The 13,173-nt window shown below is 69.4% G+C and carries 13 protein-coding genes; 2 read left to right on the forward strand and 11 right to left on the reverse strand.

What is annotated here, in order from left to right:
* Window positions 1-2: 2 nt before the first annotated feature.
* Together grpE and dnaK are read right to left on the reverse strand one after the other, a co-directional pair.
* Window positions 3-719 carry a nucleotide exchange factor GrpE gene (grpE, locus tag HDA39_RS27950; RefSeq protein WP_184800104.1) on the reverse strand — a complete coding sequence of 239 codons (717 nt, stop codon included), beginning with the start codon at window positions 717-719 and terminating at the stop codon, window positions 3-5.
* On the reverse strand, window positions 716-2,599 hold the full coding sequence (dnaK, locus tag HDA39_RS27955) for a molecular chaperone DnaK (RefSeq protein ID WP_184806610.1): 1,884 nt from the start codon (window positions 2,597-2,599) through the stop codon (window positions 716-718). The genes grpE and dnaK overlap by 4 nt, the downstream gene beginning before the upstream one ends.
* Before the next feature lie 228 nt (window positions 2,600-2,827).
* On the opposite strand from dnaK, the gene HDA39_RS27960 reads away from it, so the two are divergent.
* Window positions 2,828-3,307: a GNAT family N-acetyltransferase gene (locus HDA39_RS27960; protein ID WP_184800105.1), complete on the forward strand. Its 480-nt coding sequence runs from the start codon at window positions 2,828-2,830 to the stop codon at window positions 3,305-3,307.
* Here the strand turns inward: HDA39_RS27960 and HDA39_RS27965 are convergent.
* Together HDA39_RS27965 and HDA39_RS27970 are read right to left on the reverse strand one after the other, a co-directional pair.
* On the reverse strand, window positions 3,304-3,873 hold the full coding sequence (locus HDA39_RS27965) for a phosphoribosyltransferase family protein (RefSeq protein WP_184800107.1): 570 nt from the start codon (window positions 3,871-3,873) through the stop codon (window positions 3,304-3,306). The two genes, HDA39_RS27960 and HDA39_RS27965, sit on opposite strands and share 4 nt — an antisense overlap.
* A gap of 95 nt (window positions 3,874-3,968) precedes the next feature.
* Complete coding sequence (locus tag HDA39_RS27970; RefSeq protein WP_184800109.1) at window positions 3,969-4,991, reverse strand: sialidase family protein; 1,023 nt, start codon at window positions 4,989-4,991, stop codon at window positions 3,969-3,971.
* A gap of 173 nt (window positions 4,992-5,164) precedes the next feature.
* On the opposite strand from HDA39_RS27970, the gene HDA39_RS43865 reads away from it, so the two are divergent.
* The gene (locus HDA39_RS43865; protein ID WP_184800111.1) at window positions 5,165-6,040 is read left to right on the forward strand and encodes a DUF559 domain-containing protein; all 876 of its coding nucleotides are present in this window, start codon (window positions 5,165-5,167) and stop codon (window positions 6,038-6,040) included.
* A 63-nt stretch (window positions 6,041-6,103) separates the two neighbouring features.
* Here HDA39_RS43865 and hutI read toward each other — a convergent pair whose 3' ends face one another.
* From hutI to HDA39_RS28010, 7 genes are read right to left on the reverse strand one after another with little or no spacing between them, the layout of a single operon-like run.
* Window positions 6,104-7,267 carry an imidazolonepropionase gene (gene hutI / locus HDA39_RS27980; RefSeq protein ID WP_184800113.1) on the reverse strand — a complete coding sequence of 388 codons (1,164 nt, stop codon included), beginning with the start codon at window positions 7,265-7,267 and terminating at the stop codon, window positions 6,104-6,106.
* Window positions 7,264-8,571, reverse strand: coding sequence for a formimidoylglutamate deiminase (locus tag HDA39_RS27985; RefSeq protein WP_184800115.1), 1,308 nt, complete (start codon window positions 8,569-8,571; stop codon window positions 7,264-7,266). The genes hutI and HDA39_RS27985 overlap by 4 nt, the downstream gene beginning before the upstream one ends.
* Window positions 8,568-9,755 (reverse strand): allantoate amidohydrolase, encoded by a 1,188-nt coding sequence (locus HDA39_RS27990; RefSeq protein ID WP_184800118.1) that lies wholly within the window; start codon window positions 9,753-9,755, stop codon window positions 8,568-8,570. The genes HDA39_RS27985 and HDA39_RS27990 overlap by 4 nt, the downstream gene beginning before the upstream one ends.
* Complete coding sequence (locus tag HDA39_RS27995) at window positions 9,752-10,684, reverse strand: ABC transporter substrate-binding protein (protein WP_184800120.1); 933 nt, start codon at window positions 10,682-10,684, stop codon at window positions 9,752-9,754. The genes HDA39_RS27990 and HDA39_RS27995 overlap by 4 nt, the downstream gene beginning before the upstream one ends.
* 20 nt (window positions 10,685-10,704) lie before the next feature.
* A complete protein-coding gene (locus HDA39_RS28000; protein WP_184800122.1) occupies window positions 10,705-11,421 on the reverse strand; it encodes an ABC transporter permease in 717 nt (238 codons plus the stop codon).
* Window position 11,422: 1 nt separating this feature from the next.
* On the reverse strand, window positions 11,423-12,073 hold the full coding sequence (locus HDA39_RS28005) for an ABC transporter permease subunit (protein ID WP_184800124.1): 651 nt from the start codon (window positions 12,071-12,073) through the stop codon (window positions 11,423-11,425).
* Window positions 12,070-13,068, reverse strand: a complete 999-nt coding sequence (locus tag HDA39_RS28010; protein WP_184800126.1) for an ABC transporter ATP-binding protein — start codon at window positions 13,066-13,068, stop codon at window positions 12,070-12,072. The genes HDA39_RS28005 and HDA39_RS28010 overlap by 4 nt, the downstream gene beginning before the upstream one ends.
* Between the last annotated feature and the right edge of the window lie 105 nt (window positions 13,069-13,173).

The raw sequence follows: 13,173 nt of genomic DNA on the forward strand, positions 1-13,173 counted from the left end.
GGTTACTCCGCAGGCTTGTCTGCGGCCTGGTTGTCGTCATCGTTGCCTTCAGCCCCGTCCTCGGCGCCGGCCGGCAGCTGCTCGGTCGGTTCCGACACCGCCACCCGGGCCGCCCGCAGGATCCGCTCGCCCAGCCGGTAGCCCGGCTGCATGACCAGCGTCGCGGTCGGTCCGTCGACCTCGTCGGAGTAGTTGTGCAGCAGCGCTTCGTGGATCCGCGGGTCGAAGGGGTCGCCCACCTCGCCGTACTTCACCAGTCCGAGCTTCTCGGTGACCCGCTCGAGCGACTCCGCGACCGCCTTGAACGCGCCCTCCAGCTCGCCCGCCTCGCGGGCCCGGCCGACGTCGTCCAGGGTCTGCAGCAGCTCGGTCAGCACCGAGCCGATGACGACCTCGCGGTTGGCCTCGCGGTCCCGGTCGACGCGGCGCTTGTAGTTCACGTACTCGGCCTGCAGGCGCTGCAGGTCCGCCGTACGCTCGGACAGCGCCTCGGTCAACAGGGCCTCCTGGGCCGACGGCCCGATCAGGTCGGACGGGTCGCGCGGCGGCTGGGCGCCCGGCGTACCGGGCAGGCCGGGCGCGGCGCCACCCGCGGGGGCCGGCGAGACAGGCTCGCCGGGCTCCCGCAGGTTGCCGGTCTCCGGGTCGATCCGGCGCTTGTCCCGGACGACGGGGTCGCCGTCGCCGAACTCGCTTCCAGGGTCGGACGGATCGGTCACTTGGTGTCCTCGGGCTTGGCGTCGTCGGCCTTGGTGTCCTGCGGACGGTCCTCGTCCACGATCTCGGCGTCGACGACACCGTCGTCCTCGGTGTCGGCCGGGCGGTCGCCGGACGACGCGTTCTCCTCGGAACCACCGGCCGCCTGGGCGTTCGCGTACATCGCGGCACCCATCTTCTGGCTGGACTGGGCGAGCTTCTCCGAGGCGGTCTTGATCACCTCGGCGTCGTCACCCTCGAGCGCCTTCTTCAGCTCCGCGACGCCGTCCTTGACCTCGGTCTTGACGTCGTCGGGGATCTTGTCCTCGTTCTCTTCGAGGAACTTCTCGGTCTGGTAGACCAGACCCTCCGCCTGGTTGCGGGACTCGACGGCCTCGCGGCGCAGCCGGTCCTCCTCGGCGTACTGCTCGGCGTCGCGGACCATCTGGTCGATGTCGGTCTTCGGCAGCGCGGAGCCACCGGTCACCGTCATCCGCTGCTCCTTGCCGGTGGCCAGGTCCTTGGCGTTGACGTGCACGATGCCGTTCGCGTCGATGTCGAAGGTGACCTCGATCTGCGGCACGTTGCGCGGCGCCGGCGGCAGGCCGGTCAGCTCGAAGTTGCCGAGCGACTTGTTGTCGCGGGCCATCTCGCGCTCGCCCTGGTAGACCTGGATCATCACCGACGGCTGGTTGTCCTCGGCCGTGGTGAAGATCTCCGAGCCCTTGGTCGGGATCGTGGTGTTGCGCTCGATGATCTTGGTGAACACGCCACCCTTGGTCTCGATGCCCAGGCTCAGCGGGGTCACGTCGAGCAGCAGGACGTCCTTGACCTCACCCTTCAGCACACCGGCCTGCAGGGAGGCTCCGACGGCGACGACCTCGTCCGGGTTCACACCCTTGTTCGGGTCCTTGCCGCCGGTCAGCTCCTTGACCAGCTCGGCGACCGCGGGCATCCGGGTCGAGCCACCGACGAGGATGACGTGGTCGATCTTCGCCACGTCGATGCCGGCGTCCTTGATGACGGCCTTGAACGGCGAGCGGGCGCGCTCGAGCAGGTCGTTGGTGAGCTTCTGGAACTCGGCGCGGGAGAGCTTCTCCTCCAGGTGCAGCGGGCCGGAGTCGGTCAGGCTCAGGTACGGCAGGTGAATGGAGGTCTCGGCGGCGCTGGAGAGCTCGATCTTGGCCTTCTCCGCGGCCTCCTGCAGCCGCTGCATGGCCATCTTGTCGCCGGACAGGTCGGTGCCGTTCTTGTTCTTGAACTGGGTCACCAGCCACTGCACGATCCGCATGTCCCAGTCGTCACCACCGAGGTGGTTGTCACCGGAGGTGGCCTTCACCTCGAAGACGCCGTCGCCGATCTCCAGCAGCGACACGTCGAAGGTGCCGCCCCCGAGGTCGAAGACCAGGATGGTCTGCTCGGTGCCCTTGTCCAGGCCGTACGCCAGCGCGGCCGCGGTCGGCTCGTTGACGATCCGGTGCACGTTCAGGCCGGCGATCTCGCCGGCCTCCTTGGTCGCCTGGCGCTGCGCGTCGGAGAAGTAGGCCGGCACGGTGATGACCGCGTCGGTGACCTGCTCCCCGAGGTACGCCTCGGCGTCCCGCTTCAGCTTCTGCAGCACGAACGCGCTGATCTGCTGGGGGGTGAACTTCTTGCCGTCGATGCTGACGTTCCAGTCTTCGCCCATGTGGCGCTTGACCGAACGGATCGTCCGGTCGACGTTCGTGGTGGCCTGGCGCTTGGCCACCTCGCCGACCAGGACCTCGCCGTTCTTGGCGAAGGCGACCACCGAGGGCGTCGTACGCGCTCCCTCGGCGTTGGGGATGACGGTGGGCTCGCCACCTTCCAGTACGGCGATGACGGAGTTCGTCGTACCGAGATCGATACCGACCGCGCGGGCCATGTGCGTTACCTCCACGAAGTTGAGTGATGCAGACTCAATGTTGCCGATCCAGGATCGGTATTTCAAGTTGCCCCCGGATCCGATCCGGCAGACTTGAGTACACCTGGCTCAACATTGCACCACGCCCGGCTCATTCCCAACCCCGGCCCTCGGATTTCCGGGATCACCCCTGTTCGGCCCTGGTCCGACCCCTGCCGCTGCAAGCGCTTGCCGTGGGAGGCTGACCAGGTGAAACTCCGCCCACTGTCCACCGCTGACGAGTCCACCGTGCTCGCCTTCAACGCCGCCGAGTCCCACCTCGACAAACTCGGTCCCGACCGGCTGGACTGGCTCCGCCTGATCGCCGCCCACGCCGCCGTCGTCGACGTCGACGGCGACATCGCCGGCTTCGTCCTCACCTTCGCCCCCGGATCCGCGTACGACGGCCTCGACTTCCAGTGGTTCGCCGACACCTACGCCGACCGCTACCTCTACCTGGACCGCTTGGTGATCGCCGAGCCGTACCGCCGCCAGGGCATCGCCACCTCCGTCTACAAGGCCGTCGAACGAGCCGCCAAGCCCTTCGACCGCCTGGTCTGCCGCGTCCAGTCCGACCCGCCCGACATCCCGTCCCTGGCCCTGCACGCCGCCCGCGGCTTCGTCGAGGTCGGCAAACTCCAACGCCCCGACGGCACCACCAGCGCCATGCTCTCCAAGGAGCTGACCTAGAGGGTCCGTACGTCGAGGAGGGCGCGGACAGGGAGGTCGTGGCGGAGGCGGGGGTCGAGCAGGCCGTCGACGATGCAGGCGGCGCCGATGAAGTGGGCGCCGCAGTCCTCGACCAACTGCCGGACGGTGCGGGCGGTGGCGCCGGTGTCTGCCCAGTCGTCGACCATCAGGACCCGGTCGCCGGACCGGAGCAGGCCGCGGCGGAACCCGAACACCAGGTTGCGGTCGCGGTAGTCCGGTCCGGTGGTGCGGCAGACCCAGCGGTCGCTGTCGGTCGCCTGCGCGATCTCCTTGCGCGCCTCCACGAACCCGACGCCGAGCGCGGCAGCGGTGAGGGCGCCGATCATGGCGCCGCGCGAGACCGGGCCGACGACGACGGTCGGCGACTCGTCGTACAGGCCGGCGAGGGCAGGGCCGAGGTCGCGGAGCAGCTCCGCGTCACGCCACCAGCCGGTCAGGTCGGCGGAGCCCCAGCGGTCGCCGCGGTCCTGCCTGGTCCGGTAGGCAGCGCGCAGCCGGCCGCGGACGCCGCCGGCGGACTGCTGGTGCACTGCTGACCTGGACATGCTCCAAGCGTGACGGCCCGGCCTCGCGGGCGCACTGCATTTACCGCGACGCCGCCCTGTCTACCTGCAGCGCCCCGTCTACTGCAGCGGCCGGTTCACTGCAGCGCCGTACGCGGCAAGAGCTCGCCGACGATCTCGCGGGTGAAGATGTCGTAGCTGATCACCAGCAGCTCGTCGCCGGGAAGCTCGACGACCGCGGGATTGGCCTGGTCCATCGTGTCCTGCCCGGCGTCGATCACCACCCGCAGCGCGTCCTGGTCCCACGGTCCGAGCGGCTCACCGATGATCGTGGCCACCGTCGGCCGCCCCGGGTTGAACTGCTTCGACACATCGCCGTACGCCAGCAGCACTGCGCCGTCCGACAGCGTCAGCGTGTCAGCCGACGAGGCATGCAACCCGCACAGCTCCGGCTCCGACCAGGTCAGCCCGTTGTCGTCGCTCCGGACCAGCTCGGCCTCTTCGTCGGTCCGCAGCAACGCCACGACCTGACCACCTGGCAGCAAGGTCAGCACCGGCTCGAGGTACTCACGCCCGTCCCGCCGACCCAGCACAATCTCCTGCGCCGCCGGCCAGGTCAGCCCACCATCGGTCGACCGGACGACGCTCGCCGAGTGGTTCTGATCCCCCGGAAACACCCCGTACACCGGAGCCAGCAGATCCCCGTCCGGCAGCTCCAGGATCTGCCCGTGCGCCACGATGTGCGCCGCCCGAAACCCGTGCCACACCTGGGCGGTCTCGTGATCCACCATCGCCGACCCGACGGCGACCGGCTCACCCCAAGAAGCCCCGCCGTCGACGGACCGAGCCACGAGCACCCCCGGACACACGTACGGCCGCACCGACCAGTCGATCTGGAACCAGCTCAGCAGGATGTCCCCGTTGGCCAACTGCACCACCATCGGGTCCCGGTCGTCGTAGAGCCTGTCCACCACCACCCGAGGCTCCGACCACGACCGCCCGTCGTCCGAGGACTCCGCGGCGACGATCCGCCCCACACTCCGCACATGCCCCAGCCCTTCCCGCCACACCACCAGCACCCGCCCGTCCGCCAGCCTGATGGCGCTCGGGAAGTACGGCAGCTGACCAGCAATGCTCTGGGCGATCACCACGCGGCTCATGGGCCAACGCTTTCACATGCGGACGTCCACCACTCACTAACTACAGCTGGCATCCCGTCCCCACGCTCAGGTTCGGCAAGCGGATCCCCTCTCATGCCGCTTACTGAGTGGTGGACGTCCGCGTCTGTGGATGACCGCAGCCGTCGGCCGCGCGAATAGGTCAAGCTGCTGCCGTGGCTGAGGTTGGTGAGGTTCTAGCGCGGCGTGGTGGCAGTGCGGGGTTCGCCGACCTCCGGGCTGTCGTGTCCGCACGGGCGATCCGCGCCGCGCTCACCGCCGGAACGATCCGCCGGATCGCCAAAGGGGTCTACGCGCTCCCGGAGGCGCCGCCGGCGCTGACCGCAGCACGGAGTCAGGGAGGCGCGGTCTCGCATCTCAGTGCGGCTCAGCACTGGCGGTTGGGAGTCCTCGCGGCGCCGTCGCTTCCTCATGTGACCCTGCCCATCGGCCGGCAACGGCGACGGGCCGGCCTTCCGTGCGTCGTGCACTGGGCCGACGTGCCCGTCATCGACGACGTGACCACCCCGATCCGGACCGTTCTCGACTGCGCCCGGACGCTGCCGATGAACGAGGCACTCACGGTCGCCGACTCGGCGCTTCACCTGGGTCTGGTCGACCACGACGAACTGCTGGACGCGTCCGCGCGGCTGGTGGGACCGAATCGGCGGCGGATTCAGCAGGTCGTCAGGCTGGCGGACAGACGAGCCGAGTCCGTGCTGGAGTCGGCTCTTCGGGCCATCCTGATCGAGGAGGGCATCGACGGGTTCGAGCCCCAGGTCCCGGTCCGGGACGCCGGGTTCAGCGCTCGGCTGGACCTTGGGCACCGCCAACGGCGGATCGGGCTCGAGGCGGACGGCTTCGAGCACCACGGCGGCCGGACGGCCTTCGTCCGCGACTGCCGTCGGCAGGTCAACCTCAGCCTGCGCGGTTGGCTCGTGCTGCGATTCAGCTGGGAGGACGTGATGTACGGCAGGGATTGGGTGGTGGAGGCGGTGCGTGGGGCGCTTGAACTCCCACCACTCACTAACCGGCTTCCACAGGCCGCCTGACCAGGCCGCCACGCTGCGAGCGGGGGTAAGCAGGCAGCTTACTGAGTGGTGGGCGTCCGCACCTCAGACCGGGCGACCACCGACGAAGGTCTGGGTCACCAGCGGGACGCCAGGGCGGTAGGCGAGGTGGAGGTACGACGGGGCGTCCAGGACCGCCAGGTCGGCTCGGGCTCCCACGGAGAGATGGCCGACGTCGGTACGCCGCAGGGACGCGGCGCCGCCGGCGGTGGCGGACCAGAGCGCCTCGGCGGGGGTCATGTGCATTTCGCGGACCGCCAGGGCGATGCAGAACGGGATGGAGGAGGAGTAGCCGGAGCCGGGGTTGCAGTCGGTGGCGAGGGCTACGGTGACGCCGGCGTCGAGGAGGCGGCGGGCGTCGGGGTACGGCGAGCGGGTGGAGAACTCGATGGCGGGGAGGAGGCCGGCGACGACTCCTGCCGAGGCCAGCGCGTCCACGTCCGAGGAGGTCAGGAACGTGCAGTGGTCAGCAGCGGCGGCGCCGACCTCGCAGGCGACCTGGACCCCAGGGCCCTCGCCGAGCTGGTTGGCATGGACCCGGGCGGACAGCCCGGCGGCCTGGCCGGCGCGCAGGATGGCACGGGCCTGGTCGGCGTCGAAGGCGCCGCGTTCGACGAAGACGTCGACCCATTTGGCGTGCTTCGCCGACGCGTCGAGCATCGGACCGGTCACCAGCTCGACGTAGCCCGCGGGATCGTCGGCGAACTCAGCCGGTACGACGTGCGCCCCCAGGTACGTCGTCTCGTCGGTGAACTCGGCCGCGACCGCCAGCGACCGCGCCTCGTCGGCGACGGTCAGCCCGTAGCCCGACTTGATCTCGACGGTCGTCGTGCCCTGGCGGCGCATCTCCGCGACCAGCCGCGCCACGTTCGCGGCGAGCTGCTCGTCGGCGGCCTCGCGGGTCGCGGCGACCGTCGTCCGGATGCCGCCCGCGCTGTACGGCGTACCGGTCATCCGGGCCGCGAACTCCTCGGCCCGGTCCCCGGCGAACACCAGGTGCGCGTGCGAGTCCACGAACCCCGGTACGACGGCCCGGTCGCCGAGATCCATCGAGGCGTCGGCAGCGGGAGCCGAGGTCCGCGGGCCGACCCAGGCGACCGTGCTGCCCTCGATCACCAGCGCGGCGTCGTGCAGCTCACCCAGCTGCGGCCCGTGGGACGGGTCGTTGGTCACCAGCGAGCTGATCCCGGTCAGCAGCAGCGAGCTCATGTCACCTCCGCGATCGCGGCCGCCAGCTCGGCACCGACGTCCAGCTTCGAATGGTTGCCGTCAGCAACACGATGGACGCCGTCGGCCACCACATCGGTGACATCGGCCCCGGACGCCGCGAACACCACGGTCTCCATCGACGCCCCGGTCCCGGCCGTTCGCACGCTGTCGGTCCGCACGGCAACCAGGTCGGCCCGCGCACCGACCTCGATCACACCGGCATCCCGGAACCCCAGCGACCGATGCCCGTCCAGACCAGCCGCGGCCAGCAGCTCCGCCGCCGACCAGTGTCCGCGCTCCTGCGAGGCGAGCCGTTCGTCCAGCTCGACCGCGCGCATCTCCTCGAAAAGGTCCACCACAGCATGACTGTCCGACCCCAGCGTCACCGCCGAACCGGCCGCGCGCAGAGCGACCGACGGGCCGATCCCGTCGGCCAGGTCGCGTTCGGTGGTCGGGCAGAAGCACGAGTATGTCGCGGAGCTGCCGAGCCGGTCGATGTCGACCGGCGTCAGATGCGTCGCGTGCACGGCGCTCGTCCGCGCGCTCAGGAAGCCGGCCTCGTCGAGCACCTGGGTCGGCGTCCGCCCGTACGCCGCCAAGCAGGCCTCGTTCTCCGCGACCTGCTCCGACAGGTGCACATGCAAAGGGGCCTCGGGCAACAACGAGGCGACCGCGCCGAGCTGGTCGGCCGGAACACCGCGGACCGAGTGCGCGGCCGCGCCGATCACCACGTCGTCGGCGCCTTTCAACCGGTTGACGCGCGACGCCCAACCGACCACATCACCGTCGCTGAAGCGTTGCTGCACCTCGTTCAGCGGCTGATCGATGCCGCCGGCAACGTAACAGGTGTCGAGCAGCGCGATCCGGAGGCCGGCGTCGCGGGCGGCGGCGATGAGAGCCTCGCCCATGGCGTTCGGGTCGTCGTACCGGCGGCCGCCGGGGGCATGGTGCAGATAGTGGAACTCGCCGACGGCGGTGATCCCGGTCAGCAGCATCTCGCCGTAGACGGCGCGGGCGAGACGGTAGTAGGTGTCGGGGGTGAGCTTGGAGGCGACGGCGTACATCTGCTCGCGCCAGGTCCAGAAGGTGCCGCGCCCGGTCTGCGTGCGGCCGCGGAGCGCGCGATGGAAGGCGTGGCTGTGGCAGTTGGCGAGGCCCGGGAGGACGATGCCGTTGAGCCGGACGGCCGAGCCCGGAGAGGCATCAGTTTCAAGTGCTGTGATTCGTCCATCGGCGACAGTGACCAGGACAGAATCTTCAATCCCACTGGGGAGAACTGCGCGCTCACACCAGTACGTCGTCACTTGGCCAGGTCCTTCAGCACCGTCGCGAGCGCGTCGACCCCGGCCAGGCAGTCGTCCATCTCCGCGTGCTCGGCCGGCGAGTGCGAGATGCCGGTCGGGTTGCGAACGAACAGCATCGCCGTCGGGATCCCCGCGTCGGAGAACACGCCGGCGTCGTGCCCGGCGCCGGTCGGAAGAACCGGCGCACCGTCCAGTACGCCGGCCAGGCGGTCGCGCAGGCCGGCCGGGAAGTCGACGACCGGGGAGACGGACTCGGCGGTCACCTCGACGGTGGTGCCGTCGCGTTCGGCGCGCTCCACTGCTTGCCGAGTGATTGCCTCTAGCAACTTGTCGAGGATCTCGGTGGAGGCGGCGCGGGCGTCGAGCCAGGCGGTCACCTGGGACGGTACGGCGTTGGTGCCGTTCGGCTCGACGGACAGCCGGCCGAAGGTCGCGCGGGCGCCGGCCAGGCGGGCCTGCTTGTTGGCCGCCAGGGCGGTCATCGCGTAGGTCAGCATCGGGTCGTGCCGGTCTTCCATCAGCGTGGTGCCGGCGTGGTTGGCCTCGCCGCCGAAGGTGAAGCGGAAGCGGCCGTGGGGCCAGATCGAGCTGGCCACGCCGACGGGTGCGGTGAGCGCGCGGCCCTGCTCGACGTGGAGCTCGACGAAGGTGCCCATCCTCTCGAGCAACGGTGACGGACCCACTCCTGCCGGGTCGACACCTGCTTCCGACAGAGCTTCGGCGAGCGTCACACCCGTACGGTCCTGAAGAGCCAACGCCTTCGAGGGCGCCAGCACACCGGCAGCCACCCGAGAGCCGAGACACGGCATCCCGAAGCGGCTGCCTTCTTCTTCCACAAACGCACCGACGCCAACAGGTACAGAAGGCTGGAAGCCCTCAGCCCGCAGTTGGTCAACAGCAGCAAGCGCCGAGACGACACCCAAAGGTCCGTCGAAGGCACCACCGTCGAGGACGGAGTCCAGGTGGCTGCCGGTCACTACACCTTTGCCAGTAGACGGACCCCACCAAGCGATCAGGTTGCCGATGCCGTCCGACTCCAAGGCCAGGCCCCGAGTCGTGCACTGATCGACGAACCACTCAGTCGCTGCTCGTTCGGTTTCGGTCCAGCCGCCTCGGCGGTAACCCCCGGTGTGGGGGTCACGGCCGATGGCGGACAGGTCCGTCCAGAGCTGTTCGAAGGTCAAGACAGCGGGTTCTTCGACAGCCAGTCCTTGGCGACGGCGGCGGCGGACTCGCTGCCACCCTCGGCACGCTTGACCAGGTCGGTCAGCGCGTCGGTGGTCAGCTTGGCCTGTACGGCGTTCAGCGTCGACGCCACGTCAGGGCTCTTGTGGTCGGTGCGGATCAGCGGAACGATGTTGTTCGGCAGGTGGATGTGCTCGGGGTCCTCGAGCACGACCAGGTTGTTGTCCTTGATCGCCGACTGGGTGGTGAAGAACTGGGTCACCTGGATGGTGCCGTCCTTCAGCGCCTTCAGGCTCAGCGGACCACCGGCGTCCAGCGTCTTGAACTTCTTGAACTCAACGCCGTACTTGTCCTTCATGCCGGCCAGCCCCGCGGTCCGCGTCTTGAACTCGGGACCACCACCCGCGACCAGGTCCTTGCTGACCGCCTTCAGGTCGGCGATCGACTTCAGCGAGTACTTCTGCGCCGTCTCCGGCGTGACCACGATCGCGTCCTCGTCGGCCGCCTCGGACTTGTCGAGCACCTCCAGGCCGGACGGCAGGACACCCGGGATCGCCTTGTAGACGGCCTCGGCCTCGTTCTCGGTGGCGTCCTTCTTGAAGTAGACCAGGGTGGCCCCGGTGTACTCCGGCAGCAGGTCGACCGACTTGTCCTGGATCGCGGCCATGTAGAGCTCACGGGCGCCGATGTTCAGCTTGCGGTTGACCTTGATGCCCTTGGCCTCCAGCGCCTGGGCGTAGATCTCGGCGAGCACCTGGCTCTCGGCGAAGTTGGCGGATCCGACGGTGAGCGAGTCGACCTTGTCGGGCGCGGCGCCGCCGCCGGCGTCGTTGCCGCCACCCAGCGGGTCCTCGCCGCCCCCGCAGGCTGCGAGCGCGAACACGGCCGTCGCGGCGATGGCACTGCGGATGAAGGTTCTTCTGAACACGGGATCCTCCAGGGTCCGTTCTACTGCACCCCGGCCGGTGCCGGAGCAGTTGAGGTCTTGGTGTCGGTCTTGCGCCGCAGCCGGCCGGTCAGCCCGGCCGACACGGCGTACCGTCCGGCGAAGGCGAACAGCAGGTCGAGCAGGATCGCCAGGACGGCGACCAGCACGGCGCCGGTCAGCATCTGCGGGAAGTCCCGCAGACTCAGGCCGTCGATCACGTACCGTCCCAGCCCGCCGAGCGCGACGTACGCCGCCACGGTCGCGGTCGAGACGATCTGCAGGGTGGCACTGCGCAGCCCGGAGATGATCAGCGGCAGCGCGATCGGGATCTCCACCTTGGTGAGGATCTCGCGCCCGGTCATGCCCATCCCGCGGGCGGCGTCGATCGTGGACCGGTCGACGCCGGAGACTCCGGCGTACGTCGAGGCCATGATCGGCGGGATGCCCAGGACGACGAGCGCGACGATCACCGGCACCTGGCCGATCCCGATCAGCAGCACGATCAGGGTCAGCAGACCGAGCGTCGGCAGCGCGCGGGCCGCGTTGCCGGTGTTGATCGCGACGAACGCGCCCCGCCGGGTGTGCCCGATCAGCAGACCGATCGGCAGCGCGATCAGGGTCGCGATCAGCAGCGAGAGGAACGTGTAGCCGAGGTGCTGCAGGATCCGGTTGCCGATGCCTTCGGCACCGGCCCAGTTCGCCGAGTCGCTGATGAAGTCGAGGAATCCCTGCACCATGTCAGGCCTCCTTCGGGGTGTTGACCCGGGCCCACGGCGTCAGCAGCCGTTGCAGCCCGACCAGCAGGACGTCGGCCAGCAGCGCCAGCGCGAGCGACAGCACGACACCGACCACGATCGGGGTCAGGAAGTCCTGCTGGAAGCCCAGCGTGAACAACTCGCCCAGACCACCGATGCCGATGATCGCGCCGACGCTGACCATCGAGATGTTCGCGACCGTGACGACCCGCAGGCCGGCGAAGATCACCGGTACGGCGATCGGCAGGTCGATGGTCACCACCCTGCGCAGGGTTCCATAGCCCACCGACACCGCGGCCTGCAGCACGTCCTCGGGGACCGAGCGCAAGCCGTCGATCACGTTGCGGATCAGCAGCGAGACCGCGTAGATGGTCAGCGCGATGATGATGTTCGCGGCCGACAGCACCTTCGTCCCGATGATGGCCGGCAGCACGATGAACAGGGCGATCGACGGCAGCGAGTAGAGCACGCCGCCGAGCGCGACCAGCGGATTCGCCAGCCAGCTGTACCGCGTGGCGACGTACCCGAGCGGCACCGAGATCAGCAGCCCGAGCAGCATCGGCAGCAACGACAGGAACAGGTGCTCGCGCAGCTGCTCCCAGATGAGCGTGCTGTTGTCGCCCACCCACGTCACGGGCGAAGCACCCCGGTCAAGCCGGTGTAGTCGATCACGCCGACCGGCTTGCCCGCCTCGTCGACGCAGACACCCTGCCCGATCGGTGACGTCAGGACGGCGTCCATCGCGGCCCGCAGCGAGTCGCTGCGCTGGAACACCGCGCCGATCGGCAACGTGTCGCCGTTCTTCTGCCAGCCCGCCGGTTTGCCGTCCTCGCCGACCGTCAGCTCGGCCGGGACCGGCCCGAGCGGCAGGTCCTCGGCGGTGACGAACGTCAGGGCGCGGTACCCGCGGTCCTGCCCGATGAAGCTCTCGACGAAGTCGTCGGCCGGCTTGGCCAGCAGCTCCGCCGGCGGCGCGAACTGCGCCAGCTGGCCACCGACCCGCAGTACGGCGACGTTGTCGCCCAGCTTGATCGCCTCGTCGATGTCGTGGGTGACGAAGACGATCGTCTTGCCGATGTCGCGTTGCAGCCGGAGCAGTTCCTCCTGCAGCTGGTGGCGCACGATCGGGTCGACGGCGCTGAACGGCTCGTCCATCAGCATGATCTTCGGGTCCGCGGCGAGCGCTCGGGCGACGCCGACGCGCTGCTGCTGACCACCCGACAGCTGGGCCGGGTACCGCTCGGCCAGTTTGAGGTCCAGCCCGACGCGTTCCAGCAGCTCCATCGCCGTCTCGCGGGTCTTGCGCTTGTCCCAGCCGAGCAGCTTCGGCACGGTCGCGACGTTGTCGACCACCGTCTTGTGCGGGAACAGCCCGGCGTGCTGGATCACGTACCCGATCCCGCGCCGCAAGGTGACCGGGTCGCCGGCGGTGATGTCCTCGCCGTCGATCGAGATCCGGCCGCTGGTCCGCTCGATGGTGCGGTTGATCATCCGCAGCGAGGTCGTCTTGCCGCAGCCCGACGGGCCCACGAACACGGTGATCTCGTTGCTCGGGATCCGCAGGCTCAGGTTGTCGACGGCGACCGTGCCGTCCGGGTACTGCTTGGTGACGTCTTCGAACTCGATCATGGCGCCCCTTCGCGCTGGTCGGCGATCGCGGAGACGATCCTAGGGGAACAAGGGCCAGGTGCCACGCCATCGGCACCTTTCTCGTTCCTCGGGAAAGTGCACCTT

This window comes from Kribbella italica (assembly GCF_014205135.1).
Taxonomy (GTDB): Bacteria; Actinomycetota; Actinomycetes; order Propionibacteriales; family Kribbellaceae; genus Kribbella; species Kribbella italica.